19 protein-coding genes and 1 pseudogene are annotated in these 17,787 nt (G+C 58.7%); 18 read left to right on the forward strand and 2 right to left on the reverse strand.

Features of this window, described 5'->3' with window-relative positions; translation table 11 throughout:
- The first annotated feature begins 2 nt into the window (after positions 1-2).
- A complete protein-coding gene (locus A3728_RS19475; protein ID WP_067927662.1) occupies positions 3-704 on the forward strand; it encodes an SDR family oxidoreductase in 702 nt (233 codons plus the stop codon).
- A 26-nt stretch (positions 705-730) separates the two neighbouring features.
- Positions 731-1,132: pseudogene (gene tnpA, locus A3728_RS19480) on the forward strand (IS200/IS605 family transposase); the annotation flags it as partial.
- 617 nt (positions 1,133-1,749) lie between these two features.
- On the opposite strand, the gene A3728_RS19490 reads toward tnpA, so the two are convergent.
- On the reverse strand, positions 1,750-2,007 hold the full coding sequence (locus A3728_RS19490; RefSeq protein ID WP_067927677.1) for a helix-turn-helix domain-containing protein: 258 nt from the start codon (positions 2,005-2,007) through the stop codon (positions 1,750-1,752).
- 124 nt (positions 2,008-2,131) lie between these two features.
- Positions 2,132-2,371: a hypothetical protein gene (locus A3728_RS19495; RefSeq protein WP_201722223.1), complete on the reverse strand. Its 240-nt coding sequence runs from the start codon at positions 2,369-2,371 to the stop codon at positions 2,132-2,134.
- 224 nt (positions 2,372-2,595) lie between these two features.
- Here A3728_RS19495 and A3728_RS19500 point away from each other — a divergent pair, with 224 nt between their 5' ends.
- The 16 genes from A3728_RS19500 (at position 2,596) to A3728_RS19575 (ending at position 17,780) form a co-directional block, all read left to right on the forward strand.
- The gene (locus tag A3728_RS19500; protein WP_067927679.1) at positions 2,596-2,949 is read left to right on the forward strand and encodes a hypothetical protein; all 354 of its coding nucleotides are present in this window, start codon (positions 2,596-2,598) and stop codon (positions 2,947-2,949) included.
- A gap of 43 nt (positions 2,950-2,992) precedes the next feature.
- Positions 2,993-3,607, forward strand: a complete 615-nt coding sequence (locus A3728_RS19505; protein ID WP_067927680.1) for a lytic transglycosylase domain-containing protein — start codon at positions 2,993-2,995, stop codon at positions 3,605-3,607.
- Entirely contained in the window at positions 3,604-3,897 is a 294-nt protein-coding gene (locus A3728_RS19510) for a TrbC/VirB2 family protein (RefSeq protein WP_050532492.1), read from the forward strand. Before A3728_RS19505 ends, A3728_RS19510 begins: the two co-directional genes overlap by 4 nt.
- Positions 3,890-4,168, forward strand: coding sequence for a type IV secretion system protein VirB3 (locus A3728_RS19515; protein WP_067927683.1), 279 nt, complete (start codon positions 3,890-3,892; stop codon positions 4,166-4,168). Before A3728_RS19510 ends, A3728_RS19515 begins: the two co-directional genes overlap by 8 nt.
- A complete protein-coding gene (locus A3728_RS19520; RefSeq protein WP_067927692.1) occupies positions 4,158-6,533 on the forward strand; it encodes a type IV secretion system DNA-binding domain-containing protein in 2,376 nt (791 codons plus the stop codon). Before A3728_RS19515 ends, A3728_RS19520 begins: the two co-directional genes overlap by 11 nt.
- Before the next feature lie 153 nt (positions 6,534-6,686).
- Positions 6,687-7,841, forward strand: a complete 1,155-nt coding sequence (locus tag A3728_RS19525) for a lytic transglycosylase domain-containing protein (protein ID WP_201722221.1) — start codon at positions 6,687-6,689, stop codon at positions 7,839-7,841.
- On the forward strand, positions 7,841-8,650 hold the full coding sequence (locus tag A3728_RS19530) for a type IV secretion system protein (RefSeq protein WP_067927695.1): 810 nt from the start codon (positions 7,841-7,843) through the stop codon (positions 8,648-8,650). Before A3728_RS19525 ends, A3728_RS19530 begins: the two co-directional genes overlap by 1 nt.
- Before the next feature lie 16 nt (positions 8,651-8,666).
- Entirely contained in the window at positions 8,667-9,320 is a 654-nt protein-coding gene (locus A3728_RS19535; RefSeq protein ID WP_067927698.1) for a virB8 family protein, read from the forward strand.
- 1 nt (position 9,321) lies between these two features.
- A complete protein-coding gene (locus A3728_RS19540) occupies positions 9,322-10,017 on the forward strand; it encodes a TrbG/VirB9 family P-type conjugative transfer protein (RefSeq protein WP_067927701.1) in 696 nt (231 codons plus the stop codon).
- A complete protein-coding gene (locus A3728_RS19545; RefSeq protein ID WP_067927704.1) occupies positions 10,014-11,393 on the forward strand; it encodes a TrbI/VirB10 family protein in 1,380 nt (459 codons plus the stop codon). The genes A3728_RS19540 and A3728_RS19545 overlap by 4 nt, the downstream gene beginning before the upstream one ends.
- A 4-nt stretch (positions 11,394-11,397) precedes the next feature.
- Positions 11,398-12,384: an ATPase, T2SS/T4P/T4SS family gene (locus A3728_RS19550; RefSeq protein WP_067927706.1), complete on the forward strand. Its 987-nt coding sequence runs from the start codon at positions 11,398-11,400 to the stop codon at positions 12,382-12,384.
- A complete protein-coding gene (locus A3728_RS19555) occupies positions 12,381-12,569 on the forward strand; it encodes a hypothetical protein (RefSeq protein ID WP_067927709.1) in 189 nt (62 codons plus the stop codon). The genes A3728_RS19550 and A3728_RS19555 overlap by 4 nt, the downstream gene beginning before the upstream one ends.
- A complete protein-coding gene (locus A3728_RS19560; protein WP_067927712.1) occupies positions 12,569-12,970 on the forward strand; it encodes a hypothetical protein in 402 nt (133 codons plus the stop codon). The genes A3728_RS19555 and A3728_RS19560 overlap by 1 nt, the downstream gene beginning before the upstream one ends.
- A 6-nt stretch (positions 12,971-12,976) precedes the next feature.
- Positions 12,977-14,056 (forward strand): type IV secretion system protein, encoded by a 1,080-nt coding sequence (locus A3728_RS19565; protein WP_067927714.1) that lies wholly within the window; start codon positions 12,977-12,979, stop codon positions 14,054-14,056.
- A gap of 223 nt (positions 14,057-14,279) precedes the next feature.
- A complete protein-coding gene (locus tag A3728_RS19570) occupies positions 14,280-15,452 on the forward strand; it encodes a metallohydrolase (protein ID WP_067927716.1) in 1,173 nt (390 codons plus the stop codon).
- Positions 15,453-15,461: 9 nt separating this feature from the next.
- Positions 15,462-17,780 carry a ThiF family adenylyltransferase gene (locus tag A3728_RS19575; protein WP_067927717.1) on the forward strand — a complete coding sequence of 773 codons (2,319 nt, stop codon included), beginning with the start codon at positions 15,462-15,464 and terminating at the stop codon, positions 17,778-17,780.
- Positions 17,781-17,787 lie beyond the last annotated feature (7 nt).

Genomic DNA, 17,787 nt, shown 5'->3' on the forward strand with positions numbered 1-17,787 from the left:
ACATGGAAAAAGTTGCACTGATTACAGCGGGCGGATCAGGTATGGGCGCAGATAGCGCGCGCGCCTTGGCCGCGGATGGCTTTAAGGTTGGGATCCTGTCATCCTCCGGCAAAGGCGAAGCACTTGCCAAAGAACTTGGCGGTGTCGGCATCACAGGCACCAACAAATCTGAAGAAGACCTGCAAAAGCTGGTCGATGCAGCCATGAACCACTGGGGCCGTGTCGACGTTTTGGTGAACTCCGCCGGTCATGGACCGCGTGCACCTGTCTTAGAACTCACCGATGAGGACTGGCACGAAGGCATGGAAGTCTACTTCCTGAACGCGGTGCGCCCTTCGCGTCTCGTCACACCGATCATGCAAAAACAGGGTGGCGGTGCGATCATCAACATTTCAACCTTTGCAGCGTTTGAGCCGAACCCTGTGTTTCCAACCTCAGGCGTGATGCGCGCCGGGCTTGCAGCATTCACAAAACTCTTTGCCGACAAATATGCAGCCGAGAACATCCGCATGAACAACGTGCTTCCAGGGTTCATCGACAGCCTGCCAGAAAAAGAGGAATTCCGCTCGATGATCCCGATGGGCCGCTACGGCAACTCCCTTGGAGAGATCGCAAGTGTTGTGGCCTTCCTGGCTTCCGAGGGCGGGGCCTATATCACCGGTCAGAATATACGGGTTGATGGGGGGATTACGCGGTCGGTTTAGTATCCACTCCTTGGAGTAAACCCACCGGCAGCCACTGCGTTTTCTACCATCGCTACCATATCGTCTGGTCAACCAAGTACCGCTACAAAGTGCTGCAGGGCGACATTCGACTGCGTGCCCGTGACATCTGCCGCCAGGTTTGCAGCGAGAAGGGCGTCGACATTATCCGTGGTGTGCTGTCATCGGACCATGTCCACATGTTCGTGTCGGTGCCGCCCAGGCTCGCGGTGAGCGATCTGGTGCGGCTGATGAAGGGCCGCTCCTCACACAAGGTCCAACGTGAATTCCCTGAGCTACGCAAGCGCTACTGGGGACGGCGCTTTTGGGGCCGGGGATATTTCTCGACGACCAACGGTGCCATCACCGAAAACATCGTACTTCAGTACCTGGAGCAGCATATCGCCGATCCTACCGGCGCCAGCCGGTAGTGGTTCAGTACCAATTATAGTGAGCCTGGGAGCATCGCTAGTCGCCGGCGCGCTTGGGGCTTGTCATCGACGAAGTCCCCTATCCGCGCTTGGTTGCCATTTATGCATCTTGCAGCATCGGTTATTTTGGGCTCTCAACCGGCTTTCGCTGCCAGTTGTTCCAATGTCCGGTATGCTGGCAAGACCCTTTAGTGAAACGGGACTGCCGCCTCTCAATCGACCCTATCCACTCTCGCCACTTCCGATCCGCGTGAGCGCATCGAAGTCGATTTCTTGTTTCTGCTCGTCACTTATGTCTGGCCGGATTTCAGATACCGGCTTGGGCCCATGGACGTCCCACATCACCGCATGCGCGCCTGTAGTCCAGCGATACACCCAACCAACGATACTGCACCCATCGGTCCCGATCAGATTTGCGATCGCGACGCCCTCACCTTTATCATCGTTCACTGTTTACGGACTTCCTGCACTATGGCGCTGATATTGCAGCGTGACGAACTGCTGTGCTCGCCAGCACCGCTTGCCGCGCTTGGGAGATGTTGGCTAACTGCTCTTTCTTGAGGAGCTCACTTCACATGGGGACTCACGGAGGGGAGCGTCCCAAAACTGCTTTGCTGTCAAATCCTGTGGTCGGGTTCCGTGGCGGCTTCGACAATCGACAGGATTTCATTTTTGTCAAAGCCAATGACCCTCGCCAGAACCGTGAACTCCACGACGTCGATACGACGCTCGCCGCTTTCGAGACGTGCCACAAATGACTGGTGGCGTTTGAGCTTCGCCGCCAACTGCTGCTGGCTGAGACCCGCATTCTGACGTGCATCAACCAACGCACGGACGAGCGCCAACTGGCCATTTGTTCTGATTGTTTTCGCCACGCGTCACATACCTTTTGTGACGTCGCTAGCGGATGAAATCCGTTATCTAAAAAGTAGATATTTGAGGGTGTTATCGGCGTCTGGTTTCCATTGGCTGCAAGTCTGATGCACACCCAATCGCCCATCAATCCCCCACCAGTTCCAGAAACCGACCGTAGTCCTGACTGACTTCGCGGGCTTCCTCAAAAGCACGCGCACGCTCCTGCTCAAGGCAGCGGAAGTAGTCCTGAATGTCCGTGATGTAGACCTCGAAGTCCCGACGGATGATGTCGGCGTAGTCCCGGGCGGCCTGCGAATCGCTGGGAACGAAGGGCCGGACCGGGGCGAGACAGGATCCCGCCTGGCTTGCAGCCGGAACGAGCATCACCAATGCCGTAGCCTGTATCGCCACCCATCGGCTCAACCGCAGGTTTCTGAAACCCCTATTTTCCTTGATAGACGCCAATGGCCGTGCCTAGAGTTTGAGTAACCGAGATACAGCCGTATCTGCCGCATTATATCTTGCGGTTAATAATATACTATCGTAACTCTGGGCTTCAAGTGGGAATGCCCGGGCGTTGCGCGTTTGAAGAAAGCGTGAGCCGGGCCATGAACTGGGACATCGAAGCACCAAATGTGGTTACGGAAGCACGTTTCCGCGAACTCGTGGAAAGTGGCTATAGCGCTGAAATCCTGTGCCAGGAGTCGGCACACAAGAAGGGCCCGAGTTATTACGGGGTCTGGATCATGCGCGTCGTCTCTGACGATGGCGTGGAAAAGCTGCTGGTCACGGCCCGTACCCGCACGACCTATAACGACATCAAAATCCGTGAGTTCAAAACCATCACGGGCGTGGTCTCTTTCCTCATCGGAATCGGTTTCTCCCATGCCGATGTCCCGCTCGAGGAGGGCCAGCGGACGACACACAAACTGGCTGCGACCGACAAGGGCGGCAGCAAGTAGTCTTCTTTTCCTCGGCTTTCTGGCGGGTCCCGCCACTGCGCAGATGGTGCTGGTCATGGAGAGCGATGGCTCTTTGACCCCGTCCCGCTCCCAGGACAGCTTTGCCCGCAATTACAATGACGGCATTGGACAAGGTTCAGCGGCCGATGATCTGGCAATCTTTGGCGAACGGGACGCTGAACCAGAAGACATCCAATTGGCAGCCCTCTCACGGCCTGCGCCCCTACCCCGCGCCGATATCCTCACGGCCATCGAGGCCACCGCCTTTCGCTATGCCGGGCATCCCGGGCTACGCGGCGCGGAACTCTCGGTTCGCGATTGGCTAACCCTCTACCGGGCCAATATCGAGGTGGAGAGCGCCTACCGGCAGGATGCGGTCTCGAGTGCAGGCGCCATTGGCCTTGGTCAATTGATGCCAGCGACGGCGCGCGACCTCGGTGTCGACCCGCGTGATCCTATTCAGAACCTAGACGGTTCCGCCCGCTACCTCGCGATGATGCTGGAGACGTTCGGCGATCCGCGGCTCGCGCTCGCAGCCTACAACGCCGGACCGGATGCGGTCCGCCAGTACGGCGGCATTCCCCCCTACAGAGAAACCCAGACCCACGTGGCCCGTGTCATGGCCGTCGTGGCCCGATTGGAAGGATCAAATTCATGAGACAGATTTCAAACCTCTTTGTCGCCTCGCTCGCGCTCTTCCTGCTCGTCGCAGAGCCTGCGCTTGCCCAGAGCATCGATCTCTCGCCGATCCAAAGCCTGCTACAGGGCATCGTCGATGCGCTGACCGGCCCGCTTGGCGTTGTCATCGCGACGCTTGCCGTGCTCGGTGTTTTCTTGAGCTGGTTCTTCAACATCATCGATCTACGACAGGCCCTCTGGGTGCTTGTCGGCATTGCCGGCGTCGCTGCCGCCCCCACGATCGTTGCCGCGGTCTTTGCCGGTGGCTGAGCGCGCGCCTCTGTTTCTGGGTCTCGTGCGCCCGCCCAAGCTTCTGGGCCTGCCCATCATGTACGCGATGGTCTGGCTCTTCGGTTCGGTGCTGCTCTTTGTCTGGGTCCAGCACGTCGCGGTGCTGGGCGTGGCCGCCCTGCTCTATCCCGTGCTTTGGAAGGCCGCGGACTGGGATCCGCGCTTCATCGACGTGATGATAACGGCACTGCAGGAAACCCCGCCGACGCGGAACCGCACTATCCATGGCGGGGACAGTTATGCGCCCTAATACTGCCATGGACGAAACGCTCGATCCCCGCACAATGACTCCCGACTGGTATGCCCGTGAAACACGCCTCGCGCATATGCTTCCTTACGTCAGCCTGGTCGATGACCGCACCGTGCGGACACGGGTGAACGAGCTCTTCCAGTGCATCCGGCTCGAAGGGATCAACAGCTACACGAAGGATGATGCCTATCTCGACAAGGTGACCGCGCTCTTTGCCCGGATCATCGCGCAGCTGGGACCGGAGTTCAGCTACTACGTCCACAAGGTCTCGAAGGCGATCACGCCGGACCTCGAGCCTGTGCGCGAAGACAGTTTTGCCGGAGAAGTCGACCGCCTCTGGCGCGCGAAACTCGAAACCAGCGGTCTGCGCGACAAGACACTGACGCTCACCGTCATTCACCGCCCGCCTCCGAAAAGCGTCCTGCCGTTCCTGAACCGCAGCGCGCCGGATCGCCTCAAGGAAGCAACCGAGAAGCGCCTGCGCCGTCTGGGCGAGGCCGTGAGTGTCTTCCTGTCAGGCCTGACGGAGCTGAATCCGCGCGTGCTAACCGCCAAAAGCGGCGAGTTGATCGGGTTTCTAGGGGCGCTCAACACGGGAACGGAACTGCCGCTCTATCCGGCCAATACCTACGGCTTCCTATCTTTCAATGTCGCGAATACCCGCGTGACGTTTCACGGCGATCACTTCGAGCTCTCCGAAGGCGTGGTGGGTCATCGCTACGGCAAGAGTTTCACCATCGGGGAATATTCCGAGGCCACCTCCTGCACCATGTTCGACATGCTGAATCTGCCGGTCGACATGATCGTCACCCATTCCTTCACGCCGATCAATTCCAACCTCATGGCGGGTCGGATCAAGCGGCAAAAGCGACAGATGCAGGCGAGCCAGGACGCGGCCCTGTCGCTCATGGAAGCGCTCGACATTGCTGCCGATGATCTCGAGGCCAAGCGCCAAAGCTTCGGCGAGCACCATATGGTCGTGACCATCTTCTGCGACACGCTGGATGAGCTGCAGACTCTGAGCGCCGAGATCGTCAACGCCGCTGCCACCGAGGGCGTGAAGATGATCGGCGAACGGGTGGCGGCAAAGGCGCATTACCTGAGCCAGCATCCCGGCAACCAACCCAAGCGCGTGCGTGCCAGTGCGATCACCAATCGAAACTTCGCGGATTTCGCAGCCTTCCACCGGACCCAACTCGGCAAACCCGCCACGAAAACCCCTTGGGGCCGCGTCATCACCTATCTGCCCACGCCCGAGCAGAGCGCCTATCGGTTTTCCTATCACGAGCAAGGCTCGCCCGACAAAGAACCGACCAGCGGGCATACACTGATTATGGGGCGGCCCGGGTCAGGTAAGTCTGTGCTTTCCGCATTCCTCATGACACAGGCCCGCAGGGCGGGGGCACGGGTCTTCATCTTCGACTACCGTCTCGGTATGGAGATGGCGGTCCGCGCGAATGGGGGGCGCTATGCGTCTTTGAAAGCCGGGCAACCCACGGGCCTCAACCCGCTCTGGACCGAGACCGATGCGCGCGGCACAGCATGGCTCTCGGACTGGCTTGCGACCTTGCTTTATCGTGCCGACAAGCCGCTGACGCCTGCACAGACCAACCGCATCCAGGAAGTCGTCCGCCAGAACGCGCAGGCCACCAATCCGGCCCTGCGGAACTGGCGGGATTTCGCATCACTTTTTGTGTCCACCGATGATGGCGGTGATCTGCACCAACGCCTGCTCGAATGGACGGAAGAAGGCCGCTACGGCTGGATCTTCGGCCAGACGTTGGAAGACACCTTCTCGCTGGAAGGCGATGTGGTGGGTTTCGATCTCACTGGCATTCTAGACAGCGAGGCCGACAAGGAACGGATGGCGGTCCTATCCTATCTCTTCCGCCGGGTCGAGCGCGAGATCGAGGATCGTCGCCCCACAATCATCGTGATCGACGAGGCCTGGAAGGCGCTCGACAACGCGTATTTCGCCGAGCGGCTGTCGAACTGGCTCGTGACCGCGCGCAAGCAGAACACCGTCGCGGTGATGATGACGCAATACGCCAGCCAGCTCGAGCGCACCCGAACCGGCAAGACCATCGTCGAGGCGGTTCCCACGCAAATTCTGCTGCCGAACATCCGCGCCCATGCCGCCGACTACGCGATGCTCAATCTCTATGAGAAGGAACTCGATGTGCTTCTCAATACCGGCAGCGACAGCCGCCTTGCGCTCATCCGCGACGACCAGGGCTCGATCGTCGTCGATGCCGATCTGAGCGCCCTCGGGCCCAATCTCACCATCCTCGGCGGCATGGAAAAAGGCGAGGCGCTGGTCGGCGCCGATTACCGCGACCGCCCAGACTTTTGGAGGCTTGCATGATCCGCATTCTTCTAGCAGTGGCAGCGCTCGGCGCGCTGGCCTCCTGCGCCCCGTACCAGGAGCCGCAGGCCAATTGCTTCACCTTTCTGGCCTCGACGGCACCCGTCGCACCCGATTGTACCTTCACGCCTCTAGATAGGCCGGAGGGCGACATTGAAGTCTAGCCTGCCTCATATCGTGGCGCTTTGCCTGCTGCCAGGTCTGGTCGCCGCACAAGGCGTACCCACCAATGACAGTGGGCTGACCGCACGCGATATCTTCGAGACAGGCGATCGCGAGGCAGACCTTGCCACCCAAGCCGACAAGCTGTCGGTCCGCGAACTCATCGCCGAGATCGAACGGGAGCAACTCGAAACTCTGCAGCGCATCCTCGACGCCCAGACTAGCTTCGGCGGTCAGGGCTTGCCGGCCATGGTCTCTGGGCTCGAAAGCGGCAGCGGCGATCCCGCTCGTTCCGTCGAGGCCGTCTATGGCAATGCCGAAACCGATCCCAACCCCGGCGGCGCACAGATGTTCGGGGATGCGGCAGAAAACATCGAGCAGCTCATCATCCGCGTCGCCCAGGAAACCAGCGGGTTTGCGGGCGTGGGCCGCGCGGGCCTCTCCCCAGTCCAATGGCGCGCACTCCTACAAGCGCTCATCTGGCAGGAAAGCCGCTTCACCATCGGCGCCCGCTCGCCGGTCGGCGCTTTTGGCCTCACCCAGATCATGCCCGGCACCGCCAGCGATCTTGGTATCAACCCGGAATATTATGACAGCCCTTACCTTCAGGTGCATGGCGGCGCGCGCTATCTCGCGACCCAGCTCAACACCTTTGACGGCAATATCATCAACGCACTCGCCGCCTATAATGCCGGACCCGGTCGGGTGTTCGAGTATGGTGGGGTGCCGCCCTTCCGCGAGACGCAGCACTACGTCCAGGTCATCCCCGAACGCTACAATCTCTATCTGAGCCGCATCGGTGGGATCGAAGCGCTCGGCACGATCGATCCGGCGCTTCTAGCCAATGCGAACCTCTCAATCACCGGGCACGGCGCAGCCTTCTATGGCAACAACTCGCCCGCCGCGATCCGGCAAGCCGCCTTGCGTATTGCGGACATCGTCGAGCGGATTTCCGAAACGGAAGATGTTCAGGAAAGCATCGCGCTCAACACCTATGCCCGCGCCGAACTGGTGCGCCTCGTCGCCGCGCGCATCCGGCTTCAGGCGGCGCGGACCCGTGTCCTGAGCGCAGAAGAATTGGCGCAGGCCAGCGCCCGCATGGCCGAGGGCGCATTCATGGAATTTGCGATCAGGGAGATAGACTGATGGGACGGATGTTTCTGAGAACGGCTTTGGCCACGACACTTGGGATTGGCCTGACTCTGGGAGCCCTCTCCCCTGCTGCGGCGCAGGGCGTGCCCGTCGTCGACACGCAGAACATCGCGCAAAACATCCAGCAGCTCCGGCAGATGATCGAAGACGAGATCCTGCAGAACGAGCAGCTGACGCAGCTCCGCGAACAGCTTGCCACACTCACGGACCAACTCGCGGAGCTGCAAAGAACCTATGAGGCACTGACGCGCCTCGCCGAACTTCCCGAGATCATCCGCACGGAAATGGAAGATGAGTTGAACGGTCTGCTCGACCAAGAATTTGGCGACATCCTCGCTACCATCGAAGCGATCAAGACAGGCGACTTCTCCGGCCTCTCTGGCTCCGGTGCGGGCGAAATCGAAACCCAGATGGACCGGGTCCTGGCCGATCTCGGCTTTGACGACGATACGCTCTCGGAAATGGCCACGAGCGGAAATCCCGGGGCCAACCGCGTGGCGACACAAGCCACGACCGGCGCGCTTGTCTCCGCTGCTGCCCAGAACAGCTATGAGGATGCCGGCCAGTCGCTGGAACGCGTCGACCGCCTCGTCGGGCTCATCGACGACATGGATGAACTCAAGGAAAGCATCGACCTCAACACGCGCGTGACGGCGGAACTCGCCATTGCGCTGGTCGCCATGTGGCAACTCGAAGCCATCCAGACCGTGGGCGATGGCACAGGCGGCGTGATCGATGCCGCCACCATCGCCGAGGAGCAGCGGTTTATGGACTTCACGCTGCCCGAGTTGCGGGCAGACTGATCAAGGGTTGTGACAGGTGGCGAGTGAACAGGAAATCATCGAAGAAGAGCTGGTCTATGGTGCCCTGCGCCGTGAACGGCTCTGGCAACGCCTTGGGCTCATCGGCCTCATCTTCGGCATCATCGGGTGCCTGAGCGCGGCGGCTGTCGCGATCCTCGATGTCGACCCCCCGCCCGTGGTCGTGCCCTATGATCCCGCGACCGGCTTTGCCCTGCCCGAGGCTTCGGTGGGCGCGACGTCTGTCACAGCCAACCAGGCGGTCATAGAGGCGGAGGTCTTCCGCTACGTGACCGACCGCGAGGTCTATAACCAGCTCGACAATGATCTGCGCATCCGCAGCGTCCTGCGCCGCTCGGACGGGGCAGCCGAGAGCGGGCTGCGCCAGATCTGGAACAGCGCCAACGAGAACTACCCGCCGACGGTCTATGGCCCGAACGCACGGCTCGACGTGGAAATCCTCAGCATCAACCGGATCGGCACAAACCGCGCCACTGTCCGTCTGCGCAAGCGCCTGACATCTATCAACGGCGTCCAAACCGGGCTTTTCACCGCCACGCTTCTCTTCGAGTTCCGCCCCGAGACCCGCCGCTCCATTGATGAGGTCTGGACCAACCCCTTCGGCTTCACGGTCCTCGAATATTCCATCCGCTCCGACAGATTGGAGAATTAGTTTGCTTAAGAAGGCCCTCGTAACAATTGTGCTTGTGCTGCTGCCCGGCCTCGCCTTAGCCGAAGCCATCCCGCGTGGCGGTCCCAACGATAGCCGGGTGCGCTTGGCCACCTACCAGGAGGATCAGGTCTACCGTCTCAGCGTCTCGCTCACCCATGTCACCACCATCGAGTTCGGCGAAGGCGAAAGCATCCGCTCGATCATCGCGGGCGACACGGAAGGCTTCGAGATCGACGGCGTACCCGGCGGTCAGGCCTTCGCGATCAAGCCGGTGGCGCGCGGGGTGCATACCAATGTGACCGTCTACACGAACAGGCGCAGTTATTACTTCAACGTCCAGGAGACCCGCAGCCCGACCTTCTACGTGGTGCAGTTCCGCTACCCTGAAGACAATGCACGGCCCACGCGGGCCATCGCGGCGCAAGCGCCGAACTACAATTACGGTGCAAGCGCGCGGACCGAGTTCACCCCGGCACGTATCTGGGATGATGGAACGTTTACGTATTTCGAATTCCCGCGGAACGCGCCGGTGCCGGCGATCTTCCGCGTCGCGAATGGCCGGGAACGGACGGTCAACACGCAAGCCACCGAGGACGGCGTGATCCGGGTTTCAGGCGTGAACCGGCAATGGGTGCTGCGGATCGGGGAAGAGGTGGTCTGTATCGAGGCCACACCGCCTGCGGGAGTGGGATCATGAGCGACACAGAAAACGCGGACCTCAAAAAGCGCCTCGCTGCCCTAGAACAAGGCAAAGGTGCGAGCTCACCCCCTGCCCCACGGCGCTCACCGCTGCTCGCTTTGGTCGTCGTCCTCGTGATCGGGGCGGGTGGGGCGTTGCTCTATCTCCTCTCCCAGCCCGAGGAAGAAGAAGCCCTGCCCACGGCCACGCCGGATGTCTTCCAGAACGAAGGCGACGGGTTCGGCGCCATCGAAACCCTCCCTCCGCCTGAGCCAGAGGTGGTTCTGGTCTCGCCGGAACCGGTCGAACCAAATGCAGAGCTTCTGGCGCAGCTCGAAGCCCTGCAGGCCCAAATCGAGGAATTGCGCAACGCGCCAGAACCAGTGGTGGAAGAAGACACGGCTGCCGCCGAAGCCATCGATGCGCTGACCGCCCAGATCGCCGCCCTGCAATCCGCCTCGGAAGCCGCACAGCAGCAGTTTCGCGAAGAGCTTACGGCACGCGACCGCGAGCTGGAGCAACTCCGCATGGACCTCGAACTTGCGCAGCTCGAAGCCAATCGCCCCCTTCCGGCACCCATCGGTCCCACCGAGGACGAGCTACGCGCGCGGGAAGAAGAAAGGCTCCGCCGCGAGGAGGAAGCAAGACGTCTCGCGGAACTTGAACGCCGCGCGGCGGAAGAACGTGCATTCCAAGAACGGCGCATCACCTCGCCCACCATCGCCTTTGGCGGCTCGTCTGGCGCAAATGAGACGGCTCTGACTGAACGGACTTTTGGGGAGGTGACGGATTTCGTGCTGAATGGCGCGCTGCCCACTTCAGTGACGCAAGCCGAAGTTATTGCCAATCCGTCCAACACCATCATCCAGGGCACGATGATCCAGGCCGTCATGGAAACCGCGCTCGACAGCTCCCTGCCCGGCCAGACCCGGGCCGTGGTGTCTGAGGATGTCTACAGCGTCGATGGAGCGCGCCTATTGATCCCACGCGGCTCCCGCCTCATCGGGCGCTACCGTTCCGGCGTCGATATCGCACAGCGCCGGGTTACGATCGCCTGGGACCGGATCATCCTGCCCGCGGGCCAAACCGTCCAGATCAGCTCCTTCGGCGGTGATGAACTTGGCCGTTCGGGTGTCACCGGTTTCGTGGACACGCGCTTTGATGAGCGCTTTGGCTCGGCAGCGCTGATTTCACTGATCTCCGCCGCGCCTAGTGCAGCCGCTGCAAATGTGCAGGACGAAACCGCCGCGGATGTGCTCGAAGACGTGGGCGATGATTTGGCCGATGCCACGGATAGTGTGATTGGCGACTATCTTTTGATCGGGCCGTTCATCTATGTCGACCAGGGGGCGCGCGTCACCGTCATGGTCGACCGCGATCTGGAGATTTTCTGAGCCCATGTCGCTGAGTTATCTCCAGACCTCCCTCGACAGGATCAACGCTGCCGCCCGCGACGATGTCATCGAGATCTGCATCAACCCCGATGGCAGCTGCTGGGGAGAATTCCAGGGCGATCACTTCATGCGAAAACTGGACCAGGTGTTGACCGCAACAGAAGTCAAAGACCTCGGCAACCAGATCGCCTCTTCCGCCAATACCACCATGAGCAAGGACCGCCCGATCGTCTCGGTCTCGATCACCTACAAGGGCCGCCCGATCCGGGCGCAGGTCATCACACCGCCTGCCGTGCTCTCGGCGATGTCGATCAGCCTGCGGTTCTTCTCGAGCCTGCCGCTTGACGGGATCGCGCTTGATTTCCTCTATGGCAAGGAACGAAAGCTCGAGGAACTCCGCCTCGAGAAAACCCGGGAACTGCGCGAAGTGGTGGCCGCGGGCATGATCGACGATGCGCTGGCCTTTTGCGTCAAAAACAAGCTCAACATGATCGTCTCTGGCGGCACCTCCACCGGCAAGACCGTGGCTGCGCGCAAGATCCTCGCCCACGTCCCTGTGGACGAACGGATCGTCACTATCGAGGAAGCCGCGGAGCTTCTGCCGACCCAACCAAACGCTGTCACCCTCATCGCCAATCGCGACACGGAATTCCAGACCGCCGATGTGCTGCTCACCGCAACGCTGAGGATGCGCCCCGACCGGATCATCCTGGGCGAGGTGCGCGGCAAGGAAGCCATGACCTTTCTCGAGGCGATCAACACCGGCCATGGCGGGTCCATGACCACGCTGCATGCCGAGACCCCACAACTCGCCGTGCAGCGTCTCGCGATCGCGGCGCTCAAGACCGAGATCCCGATGACCTATGCCGACATGATCCAGTACATCGAGAACTCCATCGATGTGATCATCCAGGCCGGCCGCCATGACGGAAAACGCGGCATCACCGAATTCTACCTCCCCGGCGCAACCGAGATTGGAGCTTCCCAATGAAGACCTTTGAATATGACATCCTGTTCTTCCAGGTAAAGAAGCAAAAGGACTACGACGCGATGCGATGTGCCTTAAATGAGCGCGGCGCGGAGGGGTGGGAAGTCATCACCGCCGAGGTAGGTGACTACGGCTACACCACGTTCTTGAAGCGTGAATCTTTGGCTACGAAGGTAACTTCAGAGTGATGCGGGTCGTTGCGACGGCAAGCCTGCTCATCGTTCTCTACGCAACCGCTGGCGTCGCTGAACGGAACCTGATCCCAACGCTCGAAAACCAGCCAGATGTCTGTCCCGACCAGCCTCCAGAGCCACAGTGGATGCAAGGCATCGATGTACGCGAGTCCCACAAACGGCTCCTGATCCAACAAATCTATCGTGCGCAGAGCATGCAACGGATCGTTGAAGCCCAAAGCTGTGAATGTCCCACGCGGTATCCGTCTTGGGACGCAGCTGAAGGCGACTTCGTCGAGCATTTCGCCGCATCTGACTACTGGGACATCGTGGAAGCGACGTCAGAATACCGACGGCAGGCAAATGAGCTTCGGCGCGAAGCCATGCCAATCTGCGAAGCTGCTGGAAACTGGTAGGGTTCCATGAGCGTCGTCACTTACTTCGTGGAAACGGCTGAAGGCTATCTCAATACCGCTGCTGAGACGCAATTTGGCGCGGTCGCCGCAACAGTCGGAACGATGCTCGTACTCGGCACCACACTCGTTGTCATTCTGGTTTTCATCAACACGATCTACCAGTATCGCGCCATGGACGGGCGCACGGCCTTTTGGCTCGCCGTGAAAGTCGGGCTGATAGGCGCATTTGCAACGAACTGGGTGCAGTTCAACATCTTTGCTGCGGCGATCCTGAACGGGATCGACAGCATTGCTGGGTCGCTCGTGGCCTCAGTCGGCGGCGGTTCACCCGGCCCATCCGGCACCTTCGCAGAGGAGTTCGATGACTTGATCGCGGCGCTCGGGGACTATCTGAATGCCGCGGGGTCCGAACTGAACTGGATGGCCGGTGCCCTGTTGGACACCCTTGGGGTTTTGCTGCTCTCTATTCTCGGTGGCTTGGCGGCGTTTATCGTCGTTGCGTCCAGGCTCATGATCGCTCTGCTGATCGGGATTGCACCAATCATGATCTTCCTGACCCTTTTTGAAGTGACCAAGGATTATTTTGCACGCTGGCTTTCGGCGCTGATCTCCTTCGCTATGTACCCAATCGTCGTTGCTGGCGTGTTCGCAACCATCACGGGTGTCTCGCGTGCGCTTCTTGCTGAATTGGGCGACCCGGAAGGCGCGTCCAACATCGGCGCGCTCATTCCGTTCTTCATGATGGTGCTAATGGCAAAGGGGTTCATCATAGCAACGCCCTTCCTGGTTCGAGCAATTTCAGGAAACATCATGATGCCAGCGCTCTCAGCCGGCTTCGGCGGCAGCTATGCCTTTGCCCGAGGGCTTGCAGGAAGCCAACAAGTCTACAACCGGTACGCCATCGGTGGTGCGACTGGCGCGGAATACGCAGCTCTGCGGGCGCGCCAATTCTTTGGTGTGCAAGCGTTGCCAAGCCGACCCAATTCAGCAGGCGGCCCAACCGCAGCTCCATCTGGTGACGGAGCCGGCACAGGAGCTCAAATGCTAGCACAGCTTTCTAGGTTGGGTCGTCTCGGCAAGCGGTGATGGCCCGAAACGAAGTGGACATCTGCGCATCCCGTCAACGCAGCGGCGCAGGTTTTTTAAAGCAGACCATAGTCATTACTAGAATTTTGGCGATGCCTATTGCGGGACACAACATGTTGTTGAAAGGCTATCCTCGATCAACTATGTTGAGAACAAAGCGTAAACTTGTTCGATTCGGTGGGAGGCGCGTCACTCAGGTTTTCCAAGCTAAGGAGCAGTACTGATGAGCGTCGAAACTTCGCATTTCAAAGTCGCCAATGGCGACATGAGCCTGATCAAAACCCAGAGTGGCCGTTATATACTCGTAGACATAAACATTACCGCCTCGGCTGACGACAAAGATGAGGATGTGCCTGATGTTGGGGCACAGCTTCGCAACGCGCTTGACCGTGACTGTGACGGACGTCTGTTTGTCGATGCATTCTTGCTGACGCATCCGGACATGGATCATTGCTCTGGACTGCAGAACCATTTTCATCTCGGCAAAATTGAGGATTGGTCGCCCGAAGACGACAAAATCGTAATTCGCGAGATGTGGTCTTCCCCAATTGTTTTTAGACGTGCCAGCAGTACCAACAATCTTTGCGCTGACGCAAAGGCTTGGGCGACAGAAGCGCGCCGGCGCGTTGAAATGTTCCGCCAGGACAAAGATATCGAAGACGGAAGCAGAATTTTGATCCTGAGCGAGGATGCGGACGGCAAGACGGATGATTTGGCCGACATTCTGATCAAAACGGGCGAGACATTTTCCGAGATTTGCGGCGTAGCAGATGACAGTTTCAAGGCGGTCTTGTTGGCTCCGTTGCCGGTCACGGACGATGAAGACGAAGAAGAGTTGCTCAGCAAGAATAACTCTAGTGTCATCACTCAGTTTACGCTTGCGAAAGATGATACCGAAAACGCCGCCCAGTACCTGTTTGGTGGTGACGCCGAAGTGGCGATTTGGGAGAAAATATGGGCAGAGTATTCTGAAACTCCCGAGGTTCTTGCATATGATGTCTTGATCGCGCCCCATCATTGTTCCTGGCGGTCACTGTCGCACGACAGCTGGTCCAAAAAGGGAAAAGATGCGGTAGTTTCTGAAGATGCCCGATCAGCTCTTTCACAAGCAAACGACGGTGCAATAATCCTGGCGAGCAGTAAGAGTGTTGTAGACGACGACAACGATCCGCCCTGTATCCGCGCAAAGGAAGAATATGAAGCCATTCTGAGCGAAGCGGAAATCAATGGGGAGTTCCGGTGTTTAGAGGACGAAAAAGGTGACAAGCCGCTAAAGATGGAAATCACCGAACATGGTCCAAAAGTCGCCTCCCTGAAAATGGCAGCCGCTATCTCTTCATCGTCCGCTCTTGGAGTCGAGGCACATGCTCATGGTTGTGGGTCAGACTTGGCATGAGTCAGCTGCATGGTAACCGTCGATGATCTTCTAGCCGTTCCCGTAGCCATTGCACGTGCAATTCGCACACTGGACAAGCACCCTCAAGTAATCGGCATAGCTCTTGCGTCGCGGGCTGATGACGATTGTCCGGTGGATGTGACTCTACAAATCAAAACGGAACTTCCATCTCGGTTTCGAGGCGAAAGCCCGTCGGGAGTACGACGTGTCGAGCCCGTCAAACTATCGTTTCCTGTCTCCTTCCCTCTGTTTGCACCGCGCCCGAGTTTACGGGACGACTTTGACCGGTCCCATCCTCACTTACAGCCAAGTGCAGCCGGTTCAGCGCCTGAACCGTGCCTCGTTTTCGGATCTCCACGTGAGCTAATTCAGTCCGGGGGCGGTATTCTTGCGCTTCTCCAGCAACTTCTGGACTGGCTCGATCGAGCAGCGATGCTGAAACTGAATGATCCAAAACATGGTTGGGAATTTGTTCGGCGTGACCACTTGAACGACCTTATTGTTGGAGATGCCTCGCAGATCCGGAGTGTAGTTAAACGTAGGTCCGGCGGGACTTGGCACCGTACGTGGGTTTTTGCGCAGCTGGGTCAGTCCGACCCCTACTATCGAATCTGTCTAAAGGGCGATGAGCAGGTCAAAATTGATGAAAAGACACTGAAATCCCTTGGACAGGTCCCGAAAGGTGACAACGAATGGACGGGGTTTAGCCTCGGACTGATTGTCTGGCCCGGCAAGCATCCAAACGGAAAGCCAATCATCTGTGACCGCTATCTTCCAGAGACAGTAAGCAACGTTGCTGAGTTATACGAACGCGCTGAACTCTACGGCTGCGGCAAGATGCTGGCAGAGAGGATGAAGTGGCTGCGTTCGAAGCTCGACGGCTATACCATCAAAAAGGCATTGCCAGTCACAGTGATATTGATCGCCCGCCGACCGTTCAATCTCATTGGCCAAGCCTCACCTCTTGAAATCTGCCCATATGTGATCGAATTCCAATCTGTGGATGACCTCAAGCCGACATCAAGTGCGATTGTCCGTTTGGCGGGCCACAGAGATTCGATCTCGATCGATGTCTTAAGAAGAACCTCACATGGTGATCCCAGCTCGCAATGGCTTTCATGGTCCATGCTAGGTTGTGGAAGCTTAGGTTCGAAAATTGCGATGCATCTCGCGCGGTCCGGCCGTGCCCCAATATCGGTCATAGACAACGACACCATGGAACCGCACAACTACGCGCGACATTCCTGCTTGCCGTATTCTGCTGATTTGGATTCGATGTTCTACTCTTCCAAGGCTGGGGAATTTGCGCATGACGTCAGCAAACTTGCGCAGGAGTCGGATGGGTATCGGATTGATGCCAACACTGTGCTGCGTACCAAAGAGCTTCGCAGAAAGCTGAAGCTCGAAAAATCCAAAGCAATATTGAACACTACCGCCTCTGCGGTTTTGCGGGAAACCTTGAGCTATACAGATTGGGCGAAGGGCAAGACACCACGGGTGATGGAAGCAAGCCTAATGGGTGATAGTGACATTGGTTTCTTCTCGGTGTCAGGCCAGAGCGCCAACCCCAGTAGCAGCGACCTGATGACCGAGTTTTATCACCATTTACGGAGCGACGACGCACTCCGATCTAAAGTGATGGGCCAAAGCGCTGACGAGATCATCATTGGTCAAGGATGCTCGAGCTTCTCGATGATTGCCTCAGACACTCGGCATTCTATGATGGCGGCTCCGCTCGCGAAGCTGACAAGCGACGTGCTTTCCGGGAGTTATGTAGATGAAAGTGGGCAATTCAACATTGGGCACCTGCAGGCCGATGGTCTTTCCCAGAATTGGGAAAGCCATACCGTTGAACCCTATACCATCGTAAAAGGACCCAAGATGGGCGCGCTTGAAACGCGGCTTGCCAGCCGGGTTACGATAGAAATTGAAGCTGAAATTGCGCGCAAGCCGGGATCTGAAACCGGCGGTGTTTTGGTCGGGCGCTTCTCGGCCATCGGTAACGTCTTTCAAGTCGTAGATACGATTCCAGCTCCGCCCGATAGCAGATTTTCTAAAACGGAGTTTGTTCTGGGTACCGAAGGTTTGAGTGATCAGCTCGCACAATTATCCAAGTCTTCGGGAAACACTCTCTACCCGCTGGGAACATGGCACAATCACCTTGCGTCCACGGGTCCCTCTGCAACTGATTTCAGTACAGCGGCCAAGCTTGCAATTGGACAGCTGTTTCCCGTTCTGATGATTATCAGAACCCCAACTGGGTACCGTCAGCTTATCGCAGAGGCGGTGGACTTGTCCTCCGAACTCGGAGGAGACGAAAATGCCTAATTTTCAT

It is taken from the genome of Sulfitobacter sp. HI0040, from assembly GCF_001634885.1.
In the GTDB taxonomy this organism is placed as follows: domain Bacteria; phylum Pseudomonadota; class Alphaproteobacteria; order Rhodobacterales; family Rhodobacteraceae; genus Sulfitobacter.